The organism is Pseudomonas sp. H3(2019), assembly GCF_007713465.1.
Taxonomy (GTDB): Bacteria; Pseudomonadota; Gammaproteobacteria; order Pseudomonadales; family Pseudomonadaceae; genus Aquipseudomonas.
On the sequence record NZ_VMSG01000018.1, the window covers coordinates 98,432 to 116,269 of the forward strand.

At 60.6% G+C, this 17,838-nt stretch carries 18 protein-coding genes and 1 pseudogene; 6 read left to right on the forward strand and 13 right to left on the reverse strand.

What is annotated here, in order from left to right; all coding sequences use genetic code 11:
- Nucleotides 1-5: 5 nt before the first annotated feature.
- The 3 genes from FPT12_RS18685 to FPT12_RS18695 are packed head-to-tail and all read right to left on the reverse strand — an operon-like array spanning nucleotide 6 to nucleotide 1,773.
- A complete protein-coding gene (locus FPT12_RS18685) occupies nucleotides 6-677 on the reverse strand; it encodes a GNAT family N-acetyltransferase (protein ID WP_145018335.1) in 672 nt (223 codons plus the stop codon).
- A 17-nt stretch (nucleotides 678-694) separates the two neighbouring features.
- The gene (locus tag FPT12_RS18690) at nucleotides 695-1,141 is read right to left on the reverse strand and encodes a GNAT family N-acetyltransferase (RefSeq protein ID WP_145018337.1); all 447 of its coding nucleotides are present in this window, start codon (nucleotides 1,139-1,141) and stop codon (nucleotides 695-697) included.
- 2 nt (nucleotides 1,142-1,143) lie between these two features.
- Entirely contained in the window at nucleotides 1,144-1,773 is a 630-nt protein-coding gene (locus tag FPT12_RS18695) for an FMN-binding negative transcriptional regulator (RefSeq protein WP_145018339.1), read from the reverse strand.
- Between the two features lie 104 nt (nucleotides 1,774-1,877).
- Between FPT12_RS18695 and FPT12_RS18700 the strand changes: the two genes are divergently transcribed.
- Nucleotides 1,878-3,422 (forward strand): PLP-dependent aminotransferase family protein, encoded by a 1,545-nt coding sequence (locus tag FPT12_RS18700; protein WP_145018341.1) that lies wholly within the window; start codon nucleotides 1,878-1,880, stop codon nucleotides 3,420-3,422.
- A gap of 81 nt (nucleotides 3,423-3,503) precedes the next feature.
- Here the strand turns inward: FPT12_RS18700 and FPT12_RS18705 are convergent.
- From FPT12_RS18705 to FPT12_RS18735, 7 genes and pseudogenes are all read right to left on the reverse strand, one after another.
- Nucleotides 3,504-3,638: pseudogene (locus tag FPT12_RS18705) on the reverse strand (polyamine ABC transporter substrate-binding protein); the annotation flags it as partial.
- A complete protein-coding gene (locus tag FPT12_RS18710; protein WP_145018343.1) occupies nucleotides 3,632-4,663 on the reverse strand; it encodes a histone deacetylase family protein in 1,032 nt (343 codons plus the stop codon). The gene FPT12_RS18710 and the pseudogene FPT12_RS18705, both read right to left, overlap by 7 nt.
- Nucleotides 4,664-4,828: 165 nt before the next feature.
- On the reverse strand, nucleotides 4,829-6,718 hold the full coding sequence (locus tag FPT12_RS18715; RefSeq protein WP_145018345.1) for an ankyrin repeat domain-containing protein: 1,890 nt from the start codon (nucleotides 6,716-6,718) through the stop codon (nucleotides 4,829-4,831).
- Between the two features lie 72 nt (nucleotides 6,719-6,790).
- Nucleotides 6,791-7,783: an AraC family transcriptional regulator gene (locus FPT12_RS18720; protein WP_145018346.1), complete on the reverse strand. Its 993-nt coding sequence runs from the start codon at nucleotides 7,781-7,783 to the stop codon at nucleotides 6,791-6,793.
- 119 nt (nucleotides 7,784-7,902) lie between these two features.
- The gene (locus FPT12_RS18725; RefSeq protein WP_145018349.1) at nucleotides 7,903-8,907 is read right to left on the reverse strand and encodes an asparaginase; all 1,005 of its coding nucleotides are present in this window, start codon (nucleotides 8,905-8,907) and stop codon (nucleotides 7,903-7,905) included.
- Between the two features lie 97 nt (nucleotides 8,908-9,004).
- Nucleotides 9,005-10,456 (reverse strand): sodium:alanine symporter family protein, encoded by a 1,452-nt coding sequence (locus tag FPT12_RS18730; RefSeq protein WP_145018352.1) that lies wholly within the window; start codon nucleotides 10,454-10,456, stop codon nucleotides 9,005-9,007.
- A gap of 427 nt (nucleotides 10,457-10,883) precedes the next feature.
- Nucleotides 10,884-12,308 (reverse strand): aspartate ammonia-lyase, encoded by a 1,425-nt coding sequence (locus tag FPT12_RS18735; RefSeq protein WP_103314797.1) that lies wholly within the window; start codon nucleotides 12,306-12,308, stop codon nucleotides 10,884-10,886.
- Between the two features lie 180 nt (nucleotides 12,309-12,488).
- Between FPT12_RS18735 and FPT12_RS18740 the strand changes: the two genes are divergently transcribed.
- The gene (locus FPT12_RS18740; protein ID WP_145018355.1) at nucleotides 12,489-13,397 is read left to right on the forward strand and encodes a LysR substrate-binding domain-containing protein; all 909 of its coding nucleotides are present in this window, start codon (nucleotides 12,489-12,491) and stop codon (nucleotides 13,395-13,397) included.
- A 46-nt stretch (nucleotides 13,398-13,443) separates the two neighbouring features.
- Here FPT12_RS18740 and FPT12_RS18745 read toward each other — a convergent pair whose 3' ends face one another.
- Entirely contained in the window at nucleotides 13,444-13,719 is a 276-nt protein-coding gene (locus tag FPT12_RS18745; RefSeq protein WP_145018358.1) for a hypothetical protein, read from the reverse strand.
- Nucleotides 13,720-13,778: 59 nt separating this feature from the next.
- Here FPT12_RS18745 and purE point away from each other — a divergent pair, with 59 nt between their 5' ends.
- The 4 genes from purE to FPT12_RS18765 all read left to right on the forward strand — a co-directional run bounded on the left by purE (nucleotide 13,779) and on the right by FPT12_RS18765 (nucleotide 16,344).
- Entirely contained in the window at nucleotides 13,779-14,270 is a 492-nt protein-coding gene (gene purE, locus FPT12_RS18750; protein ID WP_019694319.1) for a 5-(carboxyamino)imidazole ribonucleotide mutase, read from the forward strand.
- An 11-nt stretch (nucleotides 14,271-14,281) separates the two neighbouring features.
- Nucleotides 14,282-15,364 (forward strand): 5-(carboxyamino)imidazole ribonucleotide synthase, encoded by a 1,083-nt coding sequence (locus FPT12_RS18755; protein WP_145018361.1) that lies wholly within the window; start codon nucleotides 14,282-14,284, stop codon nucleotides 15,362-15,364.
- Between the two features lie 106 nt (nucleotides 15,365-15,470).
- Complete coding sequence (locus tag FPT12_RS18760; RefSeq protein ID WP_123584420.1) at nucleotides 15,471-15,719, forward strand: GlsB/YeaQ/YmgE family stress response membrane protein; 249 nt, start codon at nucleotides 15,471-15,473, stop codon at nucleotides 15,717-15,719.
- An 88-nt stretch (nucleotides 15,720-15,807) separates the two neighbouring features.
- On the forward strand, nucleotides 15,808-16,344 hold the full coding sequence (locus FPT12_RS18765; RefSeq protein WP_145018364.1) for a DUF3299 domain-containing protein: 537 nt from the start codon (nucleotides 15,808-15,810) through the stop codon (nucleotides 16,342-16,344).
- Between the two features lie 66 nt (nucleotides 16,345-16,410).
- Here FPT12_RS18765 and FPT12_RS18770 read toward each other — a convergent pair whose 3' ends face one another.
- Together FPT12_RS18770 and FPT12_RS18775 are read right to left on the reverse strand one after the other, a co-directional pair.
- Entirely contained in the window at nucleotides 16,411-17,310 is a 900-nt protein-coding gene (locus FPT12_RS18770) for a D-hexose-6-phosphate mutarotase (protein WP_145018367.1), read from the reverse strand.
- Between the two features lie 73 nt (nucleotides 17,311-17,383).
- Nucleotides 17,384-17,788 (reverse strand): acyl-CoA thioesterase, encoded by a 405-nt coding sequence (locus FPT12_RS18775; RefSeq protein ID WP_019694314.1) that lies wholly within the window; start codon nucleotides 17,786-17,788, stop codon nucleotides 17,384-17,386.
- Nucleotides 17,789-17,838: the final 50 nt, after the last annotated feature.

The window sequence follows — 17,838 nt, forward strand, 5'->3', positions numbered from 1 at the left end:
CGCTGTTACCCCCGGCACTCAGCCAGTGTTTTCAACTGACCCGAATCCGTCTGGTTTTCATCCGACAACCACTTCTCAAACCCCACCCCAATCGCCGGCCACTCCGAATCCAGAATCGAATACCACGCCGTGTCGCGGTTCTGACCCTTGACCACCATGTGCTGGCGGAACACGCCTTCGAAGCTGAAGCCCAGGCGTTCGGCCGCGTATTTTGAACGAGCGTTGCCGTTGTTGCACTTCCACTCCAGGCGACGGTAGCCCAGGGCGAACGATTCTTTGGCCAGCAGGTACACCGCTTCGGTGCTTTTCGGCGAGCGCTGCATCGCTGCGCCGAAGGTGACGTGGCCGATTTCGATGCGGCCGTGGGCCGGAACGATCGACATCAGGCTGAGCATGCCCTGCACATCGCCGCTGGTACGGTCGACGATGCAGAAGAAATACGGGTCGCTGTTGGCGGCATGATTATTCAGCCAATCGTTGAAGGCGCTGCGCTCCGGGAATGGGCCGTATGGCAAGTAATCCCACAGTTTCGGGTCGGCGCCCGGGCCTTGCAGGGCTTTGAACAAGCCGTCGGCGTGGCGCGCCGGGTCGAGTTTCTCCAGGCGAATGAAGCGCCCTTCGATCAGTTGAACCGTTGGTGCCGGGACACCTTTCCAGTCAGCGAGTGAAGTCGACATGTTGCTCTCCTTGAGCCTCAAAGGGCTTTGCAAAACTGGATGAAACCCGGGCGTTCGGCAATGCGCTCGTAGAGCTGGATCGCGGTGGCGTTGGTTTCGTGGGTCAGCCAATGAACATCGCAGCAACCGTCGGCCTTGGCTGTGGCGTAGACGAATTCGATCAGCAATCGACCGATACCAGTACCACGCTGTTCAGGGGCCACCAGCAGGTCTTGCAGGTAGCAGGCGTTTTCGATGCTCCAGTTCGAGCGCTGGTAAATGAAGTGCACCAGACCCACTGCCTTGCCATCGAGCCAGGCAAGGGCACCGTTGGTGGGTTCGTTCGGGTCGAGCAAACGTTGCCAGGTACTCTGATAAACAGCGCTGGGCAATTCGGTGTCGTAGAAGCGCAGATAGGCTTGCCACAACGGTTGCCAGGCGGCGTGGTCATTGGCGGTAACGCGGCGAATTTCAATTTGGCTCATGATCATTCCTTTGGTATCAAATGGGCGAGGGCCTGGTCGTGCGGGTTGGCGCTGGCGATCAGCCCTTCGCGCACGCCGGCGATGTCTGCGCTACTGCGGTTCTGGCTGAGCTTGCGCTTGCCTTCCAGGCGCTGGATGGGCAGGGCGAAGCCGACAATGGCCTTGAGCATCCCGTCGATGTAATGGGCTGGCGCATCGTCGACTTTCCACGGTTTGGCGCGGCCATGTTCATGGCGATCGGTCAGGGCGCTGACCAGATTACGCAGACGATGAGCGTCGCTGAACACCTCGGCGTTGCCATAGGCGTGCACCGCCACGTAGTTCCAGGTCGGCACGACTTTGCCGTGGTCAGCTTTGCTGGGGTAGAACGATGGGCTGACGTAAGCATCGGCCCCGGCAAAAATCACCAGCGTCTCGGCCCCGGCCTCCAGTTCCTGCCATTGCGGATTGGCCCGGGCCAGATGGCCGTAAAGGGTGCCATTCGGGCCTTGTTCGGGGCTGAGCAGCAGCGGCACATGGCTGGCCTGCAAGCCCTGCTCGCCGTGGGTGACCAGGATGGCCAGGCGTGTGTCGAGGATCTGCTGATGCAGGGCGGGAAGGTCTTCGATGGCGAATGCGCTGGGGGTATACATGGATATTTTCCTTGGCGAATGCTTGTATCCTAGGCAGGCTATTGGTCTGTTGTAAGAGCCATTAACAGCCAATTTCGTAGGTCCATTAGCGAGGCTCCGTTGCCATGAACAACCCGCTGCTGTCCCTGTCGTTCAACCCGGCGGGTATCGAACTCGATCGCCGTCAGGGCTTGAGTCGTCAGCTTTATCAGGCTTTACGCGTGCGGGTGCTCGACGGTCGGCTGGTGAGTGGCACACGCTTGCCCGCCAGCCGCGATCTGGCTGCGGCGTTGTCGATTTCGCGCAATAGTGTGGTCCGTGCCTACGACCAACTCTACGCCGAAGGTTTCATCGAGGGGCGGGTGGGGGACGGCACGTACGTGGCGCAATTGCCGCAAACTGCGTTGCCGGCGAAAAAACTATCCACAAAAGTATCCACAGGGTTATCAACAGGCTTACCCACAGGGTTATCCACAAATTGGCTGAATTTACCTGTGGTTACATCCAGTAAAGTTATCCACAGCGGGGCTTTAGAGCGGATCGAGAAGCATCATTTGACCAGGCCTGCGGGTGGTCCACCGAGGGCTTTTCGGGTCGGTGTGCCGGCCTTTGACCTGTTCCCGTTCGAGGTCTGGGCCAAGCTGAATGCGGCTTTCTGGCGTAAGCCGGATTTACAGCAGCTGTGTTACGGCGCGCCGGAAGGTGACGAGCGCTTGCGCGGATTGATCGCGGCTTATCTGCGCAGCTCACGCGGCATGCAGTGCAGTGCTGAGCAAATTGTGATCACCAGTGGCGCACAGCAGGGGATTAGCCTTTGTGCACAGCTGCTGGTGGAGCCAGGCGATGGGGTCGCGGTGGAAAACCCCGGCTATCGCGCGGCCGGGCATGCCTTCGCCGTGGCCGGGGCGCGCTTGCATGGGGTTTCGGTGGACAGCGACGGTATCAATTGCGCCGAACTGGACGGGTTGAGCGATTGCCGATTGGCCTACGTCACGCCGTCCCATCAGTATCCGACCGGGGTGATCATGAGCCTGGCCCGACGTCTGGAATTGCTCGCCTGGGCCGAGCGCACCGACGGCTGGATCATCGAGGACGATTACGACGGAGAGTACCGCTACAGCGGCGCACCGCTGGCGCCCTTGGCGGCGCTGGATCGACAGGGTCGAGTACTTTACGTCGGCACCTTCGGCAAGGTCGCGTTTCCGGCGTTGCGTCTGGGGTATCTGGTGTTACCGATGGGCCTGGTAGACGCGTTCTCCCAGCGTCGTGCAGTGGATGTGCGCCATTCCGAGGTGAGCACTCAGGCGGTGATGGCCGAGTTCATGGCTGCCGGGCATTTTCAGCGGCATATCCGCCGTATGCGGCGCGCGGCCTTGAGTCGGCGCAACACGCTGTTGGCGGGTTGGCCTGCGGATATCCCGGGTGTTGGCAATCTGCCAAGTGTCGCGGCGGGGCTGCACTTGACGGTGCCGGTCGACACTCAGGCCCACGAGCGCGAATTGATCGACGCCGCCGCGAGTGTTGATGTCGAGATCAATGGCCTGAGCAACTATTGGCTGCCGGAGTCATGCACCCCTCCAGACCAGCGCGCCGGGCTGGTGCTGGGGTTTGCGGCGGTGCCCGAGGAGGCGATCCGCGCAGCGCTCGGGCGGTTGAAAAAGGTCTGGTGACGTTGATGCCTGAAGGGTTGAGTCTCCGTCACAAAAAGACCCGCACTCGTGCGGGTCTTCGGTTTCAGCGGAGTGAGTGTTTCAGGTCCCGGATTTGATCTTGGTCCAGGCCCGGGTCCGCGCCCGTTCCGCATCGCGCGGCAGCGGTTGCAGAGTGTAGAGCGTGCTCATGGCCGCTTCGGTCGGGTACAGATTCGGGTTGCTGCTCCTCATTGGGCGCTTTCAAAACCCTCGAGAACGTTCACGGCATTGATGCCGATTTCTTCCACCGCGTAGCCGCCTTCCATCACGAACAGGGTCGGCTTGCCAAGGGCGCCGATGCGTTCGCCCATCGCCAGGTAATCCGGGCTGTTGAGCTTGAACTGGGAGATCGGGTCGTCCTTGAAGGTGTCGACGCCAAGAGACACGACCACGATATCGGCGCCGTAGCGCTCAATCTCTTTGCAGGCCTGCTCCAGCGCCGCGTTCCAGGTGTCCCAGCCGGAACCTGCGGGCAACGGGTAGTTGAAGTTGAAACCCTCACCCGCGCCTTCGCCGTGTTCGTCTTCGTAACCGAGGAAGAATGGAAATTCAGCTTCCGGGTGGCCGTGGATCGAGGCGAACAGCACATCGCTGCGCTGATAGAAAATCGATTGGGTGCCGTTGCCGTGGTGGTAGTCGACGTCGAGGATCGCGACTTTCTTGTGGCCCTGATCGAGGAATGCCTGGGCGGCGATGGCGGCGTTGTTGAGGTAGCAATAACCGCCCATCAAGTCGCTGGCGGCGTGATGTCCCGGTGGGCGACATAGGGCAAACGCGCTGCGGGCACCGCGCTGGATCGCGGCCTGGGCGGTCAGTGCGACTTGCGCTGCGCTATACGCCGCTTGCCAGGTGCCGGCTGTGATCGGTGCGCCGCCGTCGAAGCTGTAATAGCCGAGTTGGCCATGCAGGCTTTTCGGGATGACCGTGCGCAGGGTGCGCGCCGGCCAGGTGTACGGCAGCAAGTCGCCGTCGCGTTCGAACTCGGTCCAGCGCTGCCAGGCGCCTTTGAAGAAGGTCAGGTAGTCGTCGCTGTGGATGCGCTGGATCGGCCCCAGCCCAAAATCCTGCGGCGCTTGCACCGGCCCCAGACTGCGGGATTGAACGCGTGCGAGAACGTGGTCGGCCCGCGAGGGCATTTCGAAGCAGGGCATCAGTTGCCCGTCCATCAATTCGCAGCGTCCATGGTGCAGGTGGTGATCGTCCGAGTAGATCGTCAGCATTTTTCTTGTTCTCCGCAGGCTGGTTCGGTTGAACACAGTCTTGCGGCGTGCGGCGATTCAGAGAACGGCAGGAAAGGCCAAAAGGGGATCAATATGGCCAAAAGATTTGACCGAAATTCGCCCCTTGTTGGCGCGGTGACGCCCCGGTTCGGGGCGACAAGATACTTACGCGCTTGGCGTGGCGCCTGCCTCTTCCGGGAAGTAGCGTTGCAGCACTTGCAGCATGTCGTCACGTTTGCGTTGTTTCAGCCAGAAACGCGTGACTTCCAGGTTGTCGCCCTTGCACTGATGACCGGCGCGAGGGTCGGCGCCTTTTTCCAGCATCAGCGTGAACAGTTCCAGCGTCTGTTGCTGGTAGACGACAGGGTCAATTCCGCTCGACCCGCTCGCTCGGGCCAAGCGCAGCAATGCCGGTTCGAGTACTTCTTCATTGCTGTTGCAGCGGCCTTCTCGATAACCCGCATTGAGTTGCACTTCGCTTTTGACCAGCAGTACAGCAGCGGGGTAGGCACCGCTTTCGATGGTCCGATAGAGCGCCGATTCCCCCTGTTTTTTATCTCGCAGGTCAAGGTTTTGAGGGTACTTGAGCAGCCAGGTGAAAAGGTCGGAATCCATCACCGTGGCGTGTTGCATCAGCACGGTTTCACCGTCGACATTGGTTTCGTCGATGGCGGCTCCCGCCTCAAGCAAGAATTGCAGGCGCCGGGCCTTCTCCGGGTCTTTGCTTTCGCGACGATCCTTGTTCAGCGCCTGCATCACCACGGGCTCGCTACCGTTGATACCTTGAGTTTTCGCACCGTGTTCCAGCAGCAAACGGGCGATTGCAAAGTTGGGCTTGTCCAGCGCATGAAGCAGCGCACTGCGCCCGTCTTCGCCTTGGGTGTCGGCAGGCATGCCGGCGTCCAGCAGACTGCGTACGCGGGTTTCATCCTGAGCGTCCACCGCTTGCAGCAGCGGCCATTGAGCCTTGCAGATTTTTGGGTCGCCTTGGGTGATGCTCAGTCTTTCCAGGACCCGCTCAGGAATACTCATGTTGCGCGCCAGGCGCAGGCCGCAGTAAATCCGGTAGTACTCCAGTGCTGGGGCCAGGCTGGTGGTGTACTCGGGAAATTTCTCATACCGGGACCAGTACAGGTCTGCCATGTTCAGGTAGATCGGGACGCGTTGAGGGTCGCGGCGGACGACTTCCTTGAACAAGTTCGTGGTGACGTTGTCCGGTTTGGTTGCACTTCGCCAGAACGCGATGTCATTGAGCAGCCCGGCAAAGTCTTTCTGGTCGGCACCGACAAGGCGAAAGTCAGTGTTGATAAACAACTCTTCGACATTCTTCAGGCCCGGGCCTTTGTCCTTGTCTTTACTCAGTTGCTGGTGCAGCTCGCGGAGGCGTTTCGCGCCGTCTTCGGCTACGTAGGGCTGGTCGACCACGCTGAAGCTGAATGGCGTTTCCGGGACGTGGTACAGCATCGCCGGTCGCGCGGATTCGAGCGCCTTGAGCCAGGCGTCTGAAACCTGCGGGAGGGTCGCTTGCAACGCCTGGAACACCAGGTGCTGATCGTTTGAAAAGCGCCCGATAGCCAGTAGCGGCGTACCCGGTTGGCGGCTGTCGACCAACAGGTAACGCCGGGTTTCCCAGCCGTTACGTCCACATTCAAAACTCAGTTCGTTCATTGCGATGCCGGGTGCCAACTCGATATGAGTGGCGCTACGGCTCATGACAAGATTGTCCTGGCTCTTGGTGCAGTAGCGAAATTCTTCCGTCGTCATCAGCGGTATCGGGCCAAATTTATACGCGCGCTCCCGATAATTTTCATCGCGATAAACGTTGAGGTAAAACAAACCGCGGTACTCACTGAGCAAGCCGACCAAGGGCGGTGATATGCCCGTCGCACTCTCCGTGACGGCCGTGGGAACGATGATGGCCTTGTATTCAGGCGCATCAACCACGGCTTGAGGGGGTAGCCCAAACCAGTCCAGTTCAATCGCTTGCGCCACCACGGGCAGGTTGAGCAGCAGGGCCAGCAAGGCAAAGCGTGTGCAGCGACGAGGAAGGGGCATCAAGCAGGAACACCGACAACATGATTGGGCTGCGTAATGTAGTTCAGCGTCGTCCACTGCGCCTGCTTTATCTCAAGGCCTGAACTGACTCGGTGCCACGCCGCTCCAGCGCACAAACGCATGGCGCAAGCTTGCGGTCTCGCTGAATCCCAGCGCCTCGGCGATGCGGTAGATCGGCAGTTGGTCTTCGTACAGCATCTGCTTGGCACGTTCAAAGCGCAGTTCGTCGAGCAATTCCTGATAGCTGCACCCCAGGTCCTTCAGGTGTCGACGCAGAGTCCGCGCCGAGCAGTTCATCTGTTCGGCCAAGCCTTCAAGGCCTGGCGCGGCGTCGAGTTGGGCGGCGAGCAGTTGGCGGATCCGCCCCAGCCACGCCTGGCGCCCAGTGAATTCCGTGTTGTGCTTGCGACAGCGTTCGGCCATGGCCTGGTGGGTGATGGTGTCGGCGAGCGGCAAGGGTTGGTCCAGCCAGTGTTTGTCGAAGGCGAAGGCGTTATCGGTGCTGTCAAAGCGCAGGGGGCAATCAAAGTGCGTGGTGTAGCTGGCCTGATAATCCGGTGCCGAATGTTCGAAACGGGCACCCAGCAGCGGCAGGGGATGACCGAGCAGGTCGTCGCAGATGACTTTCAACGAGACCAGGCAGAACTCGGCATTGAACACCGCCAGCGCCGGATTTTCCCGGTAATCGGCGGCGGCGAACCAGATTCGGTCGCCATCTTCCTCAAGGCTTAGCTCGAACAGTGTTCCCAACAGCGCCGGATAGCGCAGCGCCAGGCGCAAAGCGTCACCGAAGGTGGCACTGGTGAGCAGGGCATAACCGAGTATGCCGTAGGACGAAACGTGCATCCGCCGGCCCAGTTCCAGGCCAATGTCACGCTTGAGCGCGACTGCGTTGGCGCAGACCTGCATTTCCTGGTTGGTGGTGATTCGCGTGTCGGCGCGGCTCAGATCAGCGGCGCTGATACCGCTGCCGGCCAACAGCGCCTCACTTGAAAGCCCATCGGCCTTGAAGGCGTTGAGCACCAGGGAAACGGCGTTGAGGGTGGTGAGGTGGGAGTGGAGCATGGGTGATTCCAGCTTGGGAGTGCTGGAAGGGGAGCAAGTTGTGTGCCCAATGACGACCCTGTAAAGATCGTTCCCACGCAGAGCGTGGGAACGATCAAGCGACAGGGTTTTGTGTGGTGTCAGCTAAGTTCGCCGCAAAAGTCGAGCTCTACAAGCCGTCGAACCTCTGCCGTGTCCAGATCTGCACCCAACAGCGCATGCAATTTGCCAAACGCGGCTTCACGGGTCATGCCGCCGCCGGACAACACGCCCACGCCACGCAAGCGACTGCCGGCCTCGTAGACATCCAGCTCAACCCCGCCTTCATGGCATTGGGTGATCGCGACCACCACGATCCCCTGATCCCGCGCACGCGCAAGGCTGGCGAGAAACTCGGGGTTGTCACTCGGCCCGGTGCCGCTGCCGAAGCATTCCAGCACCAGACCCTGGACGCCGCTGTTCAGCACGCCATCGAGCTGTTCCGCGCCGATTCCTGGAAACAGTGGCAGCACGCCGACCTTGGCCAGTTGCTTGCTCTGACGGTACTCAAGCGCAGCCGGCAGAGCAGGTGCTTTGACGCCTCCGCCCTGGCGTTGCAGGCGGGCAAACGGGTGCCGACCGAAGCTGCGAATCTTCGCGCAGCGGGTCGGGTCCAGCAGCTCGCCATGGAAGTACAACTGCACGCCCGGTGCCAGGCCTTGGCCGAGGGCGACCAGTGCACCGCCGAGGTTTTCCCAGGCATCGCTGTCAGGCACGCCGGCCGGCAGCATGGAACCGGTAAACAGCACTCGTGCATTCAGGCCAAGCAATTGAAAACTCATGGCGGCGGCGCTGTAGGCCAGGGTGTCGGTACCGTGCAGGATCAGCACGCTATCGCAGCCGTCGACTTCGACCGCTTCGATGACCGCGTCACGCAGGCGCTGCCAGTAGGCCGGGGTCATGTTGGCGCTGTCGATCAGCGGGGTCATTTCTCGGAAGCGCCAGTTCGGCACCACCAGATCAGGCTGGCTGTGCAGGTAATCGCGCATCCGGGCTTCGAAACCGGACGCCGGGGCCAGGCCGTTGGCGCTGGCTTGCATGCCAATGGTGCCACCGGTGTAGAGCACCATGACGTGCTGCGCAGCAGGATAAGTTGCGGGAATCATGTGGGGTCTCCTGAACGATGACAGCGTACGACCGAGCATGACGCCGGTCGCACGCTGTGTCACGTCGGGCGCAGGGGATGCGCCCGGTTTTAACCGATCAGCGTTGCGCTGCGGTCACGCCTTGCGACTCGGCTTCGGCTTTCGGAGCGGCGGCTGGCGGGTTGGCTGGCCAGGCTTTGAGGTCCAGGTCCAGGTCCGGGAATTTGCTGGAGTCGAACACTGGCGTCTTGATCCCGGCGCGGCGTTGAGCGTCGTAGTCATTCAGGATGCGCATGCCGACGTTGAACAGCAGGAACAGCGCGATCAGGTTGACGAACGCGAGCAGGGTCATGGTGATGTCGGCGAACGCGAACACCGTCCCGAGGTTTTCGATCGCACCCCAGAAGATCAACGCCAGTACCATTGCGCGGTAGCCGATCAGCACCTTGCGATTTTCACCGATCAGGAAGCGCAGGTTGCTCTCGCCCAGGTAGTAGTTGTAGAGGATCGAGGTGAACACGAACAACGCCAGCGCGACGCTGATGAACATCCGGCCCCAATCACCGACTACGGCGGCCAGGGAGTTCTGGGTCAGGGCAATGCCGTCACCTTCGAAGCCTGGTGTGTAGAAGCCCGACAGCAAGATCAGCAATGCAGTGCAGGTGCAGATCACGAAGGTGTCGAGGAACACGCTGAACGCCTGAACCACGCCTTGTGCGACCGGGTGCTCGACCGAAGCCACGGCTGCGACGTTAGGCGCACTGCCCAGGCCGGCTTCGTTGGCGAACACGCCGCGCTTCACGCCCATGACGATGGCGCTGCCGATCAGGCCGCCGAAGGCCTGGTCCAGACCGAAGGCGCTCTTGACGATGGTTATCAGCATGCCCGGTACGTGGTCGAATTGCAGCACGATCACGTAGATAGTCACGCCGATGTAGACCAGGGTCTTCACCGGTACCAGCAGGTCGGCCACTTTGGCGATCCGCTTGATCCCGCCGATGAACACCAGGCCCAACAGCACCGCCAGGCCCAGGCCGGTGTAGGTGGTGTCGAGGCCAAAGGCGTTATTCAGCGAGTGCGTTACCGCATGCGATTGCAGGCCGTTGAAGGCGAAGCCGAACGTGACCAACAGCAGGAACGCCATGATCATGCCCAGCCAGCGTTTCTTCAGGCCATGCTGGATGTAGTAGGACGGGCCGCCACGGAATTGGCCTTCGGAGTCGCAGCGCTTGTAGAGCTGGCCGAGGGAGCATTCGAAGAAGCTGCTGGACATGCCGACCAGTGCAGTCACCCACATCCAGAACACTGCGCCCGGGCCACCGAGGGTCACGGCGATGCCGACACCCGCGATATTGCCTGCGCCGACGCGGCCGGCGAGGCTGAGCATCAGGGCCTGGAACGAGCTGAGTTGCTCGCTGCTGTTACGCAGGCTGTCCTTGAAGACCGAGAACATGTGTAGGAAGTGACGCAATTGGACGAAACGCGAGCGGATCGTGAAGTAGCTACCGAGCCCGACAATGAGCACGATCAGTACTTTCCCTGAGAGGAAGTCGTTGATGACTTCGAGCATGGAGTATTCCTCGCTGTTTTTTGTTTAGGCGATTGTTGGCGGTCTGAAACACCGCGTTACACCGGTTTGTGCACGGCACAACGGATGGGGCGATGTTCGTTCCGGATCCATATCGCGGGTTTGTTATTAGTTCGGGTTCCGCATGTGTTTTGGCCTCGCTACCGACGACCACTCATACGAAGAGGGGCGGCACTATACCTATCCAAGTGACGTCCGTCTGCACGGTTGTGGTGCGAGCGACGAAACGAAGCCTTTTTTCATGTAGGAATATGGCTTGCAAGCCGTACTCCTACAGAAATCGCGCAGGTACGACATACACCGTCGAACCCGCAAAGAATCTAAAAAAAAGGGCCTGGAGAATGATCTCCAGGCCCTCAAAAGGTGAGAGGTGTCTAGTCCCTCGACCTGGTGAGCAGTTACAACAGCGTTAGGCTTTCAGTGGTACCAGACGCGGAGCAATCATGTTTTCCGGGCGCAGGATGTCGGCGAGCATGGCGTCGTCGAGCAAGCCTTCTTCGCGCACCAGTTCCAGCACGCCGCGGCCGCTTTCAAGAGCGATACGGGCGATGCGGGTGGCGTTTTCATAGCCGATGTACGGGTTCAGCGCGGTGACCAGACCGATCGAGTGCTCGACCAGTTCACGGCAGCGGGCTTCGTTGGCGGTGATGCCGACGATGCAGTGCTCGCGCAGCATGTCCATGGCGCGTTGCAGCAGGCGGATCGAGTCGAAGATCTTGAAGGCGATCAACGGCTCCATCACGTTCAGTTGCAGCTGGCCGCCTTCGGCCGCGATGGTCAGGGCCAGGTCGTTACCGATGATCTGGAAGGCCACCTGGTTAACGGCTTCAGGAATAACCGGGTTGACCTTGCCTGGCATGATCGAGCTGCCTGGCTGACGCGCTGGCAGGTTGATTTCGTTGATGCCGGTGCGTGGGCCGCTGGACAGCAGGCGCAAGTCGTTGCAGATCTTCGACAGCTTGACCGCGGTGCGTTTGAGCATGCCGGAGAACAGCACGAAGGCGCCCATGTCGGAAGTCGCTTCGATCAGGTCGGCGGCCGGTACCAGCGGTTGACCGCTGATCAGTGCCAGGCGCTGAACAGCCAGGTGCTGGTAACGCGGGTCGGCGTTGATGCCGGTACCGATCGCGGTGCCGCCCAGGTTCACTTCGGTCAGCAGTTCCGGTGCCAGTGTCTTCAGGCGTGCCAGGTCTTCGCTCAGGGTGGTGGCGAAGGCGCGGAATTCCTGGCCAAGGGTCATCGGCACAGCGTCTTGCAGTTGGGTACGACCCATCTTCAGAACGTGGCTGAATTCTTCACCTTTGGCCGCGAACGACTGGATCAGGCTGTCGAGGCTGGCCAGCAGGGCGTCGTGACCCAACAGCAGACCCAGGCGGATGGCCGTCGGGTAGGCGTCGTTGGTCGACTGCGCCATGTTCACGTCGTTGTTCGGGTGCAGGTATTGGTATTCGCCCTTGCTGTGGCCCATGGCCTCCAGCGCGATGTTGGCGATGACTTCGTTGGCATTCATGTTGGTTGAAGTGCCAGCGCCGCCTTGAATCATGTCCACCACGAACTCTTCGTGGAAATCGCCGCGGATCAGACGGGCACAGGCTTCGCTGATGGCAGCGTGCTTGACATCGCTCAGGTGACCCAGCTCGCGGTTGGCGTCAGCAGCAGCCTGCTTGACCATTGCCAGACCCACAACCAGCTTCGGGTAATGCGAAATCGGAACGCCGGAGAGACGGAAGTTGTTCACCGCTCGCAGGGTCTGGATGCCGTAATACGCTTGAGCTGGTACTTCGAGTACGCCAAGCAGGTCTTTTTCTGTGCGGAAAGATGCAGCGGAAGACATGATAGAAATCATCTCGATATGGACCCGGTCTGTGCCGGAACGCTACGGATGCTAGGCTTGTGGAAAATTTTGGGCCAATGCTGTTAAGCACTGCCCTATGCACATTCGGCATAATGTCTGTGTGACGCCGTGTGTGCGGTGAACGTGTGACCTAAATTGGTGCGTGTCCGGGAGGACGTGATGAATCTGGAAAGCAAATGGCTCGAGGACTTTAGTGCCCTGGCCGCCACCCGCAGCTTTTCGCAGGCCGCCGAACGGCGCTTCGTGACTCAGCCGGCATTCAGCCGGCGGATCCGCAGCCTGGAAGCCGCGTTGGGGCTGACTCTGGTCAATCGCTCGCGCACACCCATCGAGCTGACGGCGGCGGGTCAGCTGTTTCTGGTCACGGCGCGTACGGTGGTCGAGCAACTCGGCGAAGTATTGCGGCATTTGCATCACCTCGAAGGCGGGCAGGGCGAAGTGATACAAGTCTCTGCCGCTCACTCCCTGGCCCTGGGTTTCTTTCCGCGCTGGATCGCACAACTGCGCAATGAAGGCCTGAACATTGCCACGCGGCTGGTGGCGACCAACGTCGGCGACGCCGTCCATGCGTTGCGCGAAGGCGGCTGCGATCTGATGCTGGCGTTTTATGACCCGGATGCGGCCATGCAAATGGACCCGGAGATTTTCCCGTCACTGCACCTGGGCGACACCGAAATGCTCCCGGTCTGCGCGGCCGATGCCGACGGCAAACCGCTATTCGACCTCGAAGGCGAGGCCAGCGTGCCGCTGCTGGCCTACAGCGCCGGGGCTTTTCTCGGCCGTTCGGTGAACATGCTGCTGCGCCAGCGTGCGCTGCGCTTCACCACCATTTATGAAACCGCCATGGCCGACAGCCTGAAAAGCATGGCGCTGGAAGGGTTGGGCATTGCCTGGGTGCCGCAGCTCAGCGTGCGTGCCGAACTGGCGCGCGGCGAGCTGGTGGTCTGCGGTGGCCCGCAATGGCACGTGCCACTGGAGATTCGCCTGTACCGCTGCGCGCTGGTGCGCAAGGCCAATGTAAGGCTGTTGTGGCGCAAGCTGGAAGGCAGCGCCGCGCAAACCCCTTGAGACTCTGAAGATTCAGTGTGGGATTCGTGTTGTATTGGATTGACCTTCAGGTCAATAAAACCGGCACTTTGCGCCGTATGACAGATGGTCGCGCGGGGGGCTGTTTATCTGCTTCATTGAGGTATACTGCGCGGCCTTCGGCCGGTTTGACTGGCCAGGTTTCGAAGGTAAAACTCGCCGAGCGAAGATCAGGCAAGGCAAAAACAAGCGAGAAAGCGGAGTTGGCTTTAGCCAATGAGCATTTCGAGATTGTTTTTAACGCTGCATGATTGAGCGCAGGCAGTTTTAACTCGAAACTAATTCGTACAATCAAGCCACGCATTTGCGTGGCTTGTTGTTTTTTGACGCGCCTGCGGGCGCCCAGAGAGAAGAGGCACGACGATGAGCGCACTGGTTGGCGTGATCATGGGCTCCAAGTCCGATTGGTCCACCCTTAGCCACACCGCCGATATGCTGGAAAAGCTCGGCATCCCTTACGAGGTGAAAGTGGTCTCTGCCCACCGCACCCCGGACCTGCTGTTCCAGTACGCCGAAGAGGCCGAGGCCCGTGGCATCGAGGTGATTATCGCCGGTGCCGGCGGCGCGGCCCACTTGCCTGGCATGTGTGCGGCCAAGACCCACCTGCCGGTACTGGGCGTGCCGGTGCAGTCGTCGATGCTTTCGGGCGTCGATTCGCTGCTGTCGATCGTGCAGATGCCTGCAGGTATTCCGGTTGCCACCCTGGCCATCGGCAAGGCGGGTGCGATCAACGCCGCGCTGCTGTCGGCGAGTATTCTGGGCGCCAAGCACCCGCAATTCCACGCGGTGCTGAAAACCTTCCGTGCTGAGCAGACAGACAGCGTCCTGGACAATCCAGACCCACGCATCGCCTGAGGTTGTTGACGATGAAGATCGGTGTAATCGGTGGCGGCCAGTTGGGTCGCATGTTGGCCCTGGCAGGTACGCCGCTGGGAATGAACTTCGCTTTTCTGGACCCCGCGCCGGATGCCTGCGCAGCCGCGCTGGGCGAACACCTGCGGGCCGATTACGGCGATCAGGATCACCTGCGCCAGTTGGCCGATGAAGTCGATCTGGTGACCTTCGAGTTCGAAAGCGTCCCGGCCGAAACCGTGGCCTTCCTGTCGCAATTCGTCCCGGTTTACCCGAGTGCCGAAGCGCTGCGCATCGCCCGCGATCGCTGGTTCGAAAAGAGCCTGTTCAAGGACCTGGGTATTCCGACCCCGGCTTTCGCCGATATCCACTCGCAAGCCGATCTGGAAGCCGCGGTTGCCACCATCGGCCTGCCCGCCGTGCTGAAAACCCGCACCCTGGGTTACGACGGCAAGGGCCAGAAAGTCCTGCGCACACCGGCCGATGTGGTCGGCACCTTCGCCGAGTTGGGCAGTGTGGCCTGCTTGCTGGAAGGCTTCGTGCCGTTCACCGGCGAAGTCTCGCTGATCGCCGTGCGCGCTCGCGATGGTGAAACGAAGTTCTACCCGTTGGTCCACAACACCCACGACAGCGGCATTCTCAAACTGTCCGTGGCCAGCACCGACCACCCGCTGCAAGCCTTGGCCGAGGATTACTCCAGTCGTGTGCTCAAGCAGCTGGACTATGTCGGCGTGATGGCGTTCGAGTTCTTCGAAGTCGACGGTGGCCTCAAGGCCAACGAAATTGCCCCGCGTGTACACAACTCCGGGCACTGGACCACTGAAGGCGCCGAGTGCAGCCAGTTCGAAAACCACCTGCGCGCCGTGGCCGGCCTACCGCTGGGTTCGACCGCCAAGGTCGGCGAGAGCGCGATGCTCAACTTCATCGGCGTCGTCCCGCCGGTCGAGAAGGTCATCGCCATCGCTGATTGCCATCTGCACCACTACGGCAAGGCGTTCAAGGTCGGCCGCAAGGTTGGTCACGCCAACCTGCGCTGCGCCGACAGGGAGACGCTCGCGCAGCAGATCCTAAAGGTCGAAGCGCTGATCAGCGAATAGTTTCATCTGGCGGCGATGGAACCTTCGGTCGCCGCCGATCTCTGATGGCAGGATGCCAAAGTCTGGCTAGGCTTCGGCATACCTACATCATTCAGAGGGAAACGCCATGCACATTATTGGAACCATCTTCATCGGATTGATCGTTGGCCTGCTGGCTCGTTTCCTGAAGCCAGGTGACGACAGCATGGGCTGGATCATGACCATCCTGCTCGGCATCGGCGGTTCGCTGGCCGCGACTTACGGTGGTCAGGCGCTCCATATCTATGAACCTGGGCAAGCCGCGGGTTTCTTGGGTGCACTGGTGGGCGCGATTGTTTTGCTGGTGATCTACGGTCTGATCAAGAAAAACACCTGATTCAAGCGACAAAGCCCTCTCTGCCGCACGGGCAGAGGGGGCTAGAATGCTCGACGATTTACTGACTCCCCTTTGCCGAGCACATTTCATGCGCCGTCTTCTGCTGACTCTCTTATTGCTGGGCACTGGCCTGGCTCATGCCGGCGAACTGCCGGAAACCGACTGGCTTGAACTGATGCCCAAGTCGGATCAGAAAGCCCTTGAGGCCATGCCTGAAATCGACCACAACTCGCCCGAAGCCAACGGCACCTTTACCGACAAGGGTGGCCTGAAGCAGAGCAAGGGCTTGCCAGCGGTGATGTATTCGACCAAGACCGTGGCGTCGATGAACGACAAGAACATCCGCATCGGCGGGTATCCCGTGCCGCTGGAAACCGATGCCAAGGGTCGCAGCACGCTGTTCTTCCTGGTGCCTTACCCGGGCGCCTGCATCCACGTGCCGCCACCACCGCCTAACCAATTGGTGCTGGTGCGCTATCCGAAGGGCTTGAAGCTGGACGATATCTACACACCGCTGTGGGTCACCGGCACGCTGAAGATCGAGAAGGTCAACAACGACCTGGCCGATGCGGCCTATGCACTGGATGCGGATAAAGTGCGGGCGGTCAAAGAGTCGGATTTGTAAGGAAAGGCTTGCACAGAAGCTGTGGCGAGGGAGCAAGCTCCCTCGCCACAATTGTCCGCAGTGTCTCTATAGCGGTTTGCTGGCGATGCTCACGCCCAGCGTATGACTCGCCCCCGGCGCCAGGGTCACGACGTCATCCATCACATTCGCCGTTTCGATGCACAGCATGCGCTGCCAGCCATCGTCGGCCATGTCACTGAACTGCGCTGAGCGCGCAATCCACGGGTTCCAGATCACCGCCGAGCGCGAGCCGCTGCTGGTCAGCTCGATGCGCCGTTCCCAGGCAGGATCGACGATGCTCAATTGCGCCGGTGTATTCAGGTAGATCCGGTCGGTTTCCCCGGCAAAACGCAGGTCGCCGTTCTGAGTGACGGTTTTCCAGTTATCCAGGGTTTCGATGTAGCTCAGCCCGTCCAGGCCTTCGACGTGCACGTTGCGTACATCGCTGACCGCGTAATAGCTGTGCAGCGCCTGGCTGATGGTGACGGGGGTACTGCCCTGGTTTTGGCTGGTCAGGTTGATATGCAGTTGCTCATCCAGGCGAATGCTCAGTTTCAGATCCACCGGATACGGCCAACCCGGCAAGCCGCCTTCGAGGTAGGGGAGGACGAACTCGACCTTCAGGCTTTCGCCTTCGGCTTCAATCGCACCCAGTTCCCAGTCCATCGTCCGTACTAAACCGTGGGCGGTCGGCGCTTCGTTGCTGACGCGCATTGCCTGAACGCTCGGCGGATTGCGGTCCAGGTTGCCAAACCATGGCCAGCACACCGGAACACCGGCGCGGATGCTTTTGCCGGTTTTGAACACCGCCTCATCGTTGAGCCAGATCAGCGGCGGTTGCCCGGCCAGTTGATAACTGAGGATGTGCGCGCCTTGCTGGGCCACCAGCAATTCGGCCTGACCGTGGCGGATGCGCCAGCAGTTCAGTTCATCCAGTTTTACGGCTTCAACGTTGGGAGTCGGCATGTTGCGCATCTCGTTCAGGATCAATGACGTCAATGGACCGTAAAGCGGCCGCCGGGTTTAACGCTCGCCCGGTTTAACGAGCTCTGGGTGGAACCGAGCGGGTGCGGCCGCTGCCATCGATGGCGACGAACACGAACACCGCCTCAGTGACTTTACGCCATTCGCTGGACAGTGGATCGTCGCTCCAGACCTCGACCATCATCTTGATCGAGCTACGGCCGATTTCCGTTGCCTGGGTATAGAAGGACAGCTGCGCGCCCACAGCGACCGGCACCAGGAAGGCCATGCGATCGATCGCCACGGTGGCGACACGTCCGCCCGCGACCTTGCTGGCCATCGCCGTACCGGCCAAATCCATCTGAGACACCAGCCAGCCGCCGAATATATCGCCAAAGCCGTTGGTTTCGCGGGGAAGCGCGGTGATTTGCAGGGCCAGATCGCCTTGCGGAATAGGATCTTCTTGTTCGAGCTCTATCATGCCGGGGGTGCCTCTGAGCCGTGACTCTTGGAATATGTAGCGGGTGAATA

What these genes read in the sequence shown, in the direction of transcription:
- FPT12_RS18715 (WP_145018345.1), bottom strand. Translation starts at nt 6,718, where the DNA reads ATGCCCCTTCCTCGTCGCTGCACACGCTTTGCCTTGCTGGCCCTGCTG.
- FPT12_RS18690 (WP_145018337.1), bottom strand. Translation starts at nt 1,141, where the DNA reads ATGAGCCAAATTGAAATTCGCCGCGTTACCGCCAATGACCACGCCGCC.
- FPT12_RS18695 (WP_145018339.1), bottom strand. Translation starts at nt 1,773, where the DNA reads ATGTATACCCCCAGCGCATTCGCCATCGAAGACCTTCCCGCCCTGCAT.
- FPT12_RS18745 (WP_145018358.1), bottom strand. Translation starts at nt 13,719, where the DNA reads ATGCGTGGCTTGATTGTACGAATTAGTTTCGAGTTAAAACTGCCTGCG.
- FPT12_RS18700 (WP_145018341.1), top strand. Translation starts at nt 1,878, where the DNA reads ATGAACAACCCGCTGCTGTCCCTGTCGTTCAACCCGGCGGGTATCGAA.
- FPT12_RS18760 (WP_123584420.1), top strand. Translation starts at nt 15,471, where the DNA reads ATGCACATTATTGGAACCATCTTCATCGGATTGATCGTTGGCCTGCTG.
- FPT12_RS18770 (WP_145018367.1), bottom strand. Translation starts at nt 17,310, where the DNA reads ATGCCGACTCCCAACGTTGAAGCCGTAAAACTGGATGAACTGAACTGC.
- FPT12_RS18765 (WP_145018364.1), top strand. Translation starts at nt 15,808, where the DNA reads ATGCGCCGTCTTCTGCTGACTCTCTTATTGCTGGGCACTGGCCTGGCT.
- FPT12_RS18710 (WP_145018343.1), bottom strand. Translation starts at nt 4,663, where the DNA reads ATGCTGACGATCTACTCGGACGATCACCACCTGCACCATGGACGCTGC.
- purE (WP_019694319.1), top strand. Translation starts at nt 13,779, where the DNA reads ATGAGCGCACTGGTTGGCGTGATCATGGGCTCCAAGTCCGATTGGTCC.
- FPT12_RS18735 (WP_103314797.1), bottom strand. Translation starts at nt 12,308, where the DNA reads ATGTCTTCCGCTGCATCTTTCCGCACAGAAAAAGACCTGCTTGGCGTA.
- FPT12_RS18755 (WP_145018361.1), top strand. Translation starts at nt 14,282, where the DNA reads ATGAAGATCGGTGTAATCGGTGGCGGCCAGTTGGGTCGCATGTTGGCC.
- FPT12_RS18685 (WP_145018335.1), bottom strand. Translation starts at nt 677, where the DNA reads ATGTCGACTTCACTCGCTGACTGGAAAGGTGTCCCGGCACCAACGGTT.
- FPT12_RS18720 (WP_145018346.1), bottom strand. Translation starts at nt 7,783, where the DNA reads ATGCTCCACTCCCACCTCACCACCCTCAACGCCGTTTCCCTGGTGCTC.
- FPT12_RS18775 (WP_019694314.1), bottom strand. Translation starts at nt 17,788, where the DNA reads ATGATAGAGCTCGAACAAGAAGATCCTATTCCGCAAGGCGATCTGGCC.
- FPT12_RS18740 (WP_145018355.1), top strand. Translation starts at nt 12,489, where the DNA reads ATGAATCTGGAAAGCAAATGGCTCGAGGACTTTAGTGCCCTGGCCGCC.
- FPT12_RS18725 (WP_145018349.1), bottom strand. Translation starts at nt 8,907, where the DNA reads ATGATTCCCGCAACTTATCCTGCTGCGCAGCACGTCATGGTGCTCTAC.
- FPT12_RS18730 (WP_145018352.1), bottom strand. Translation starts at nt 10,456, where the DNA reads ATGCTCGAAGTCATCAACGACTTCCTCTCAGGGAAAGTACTGATCGTG.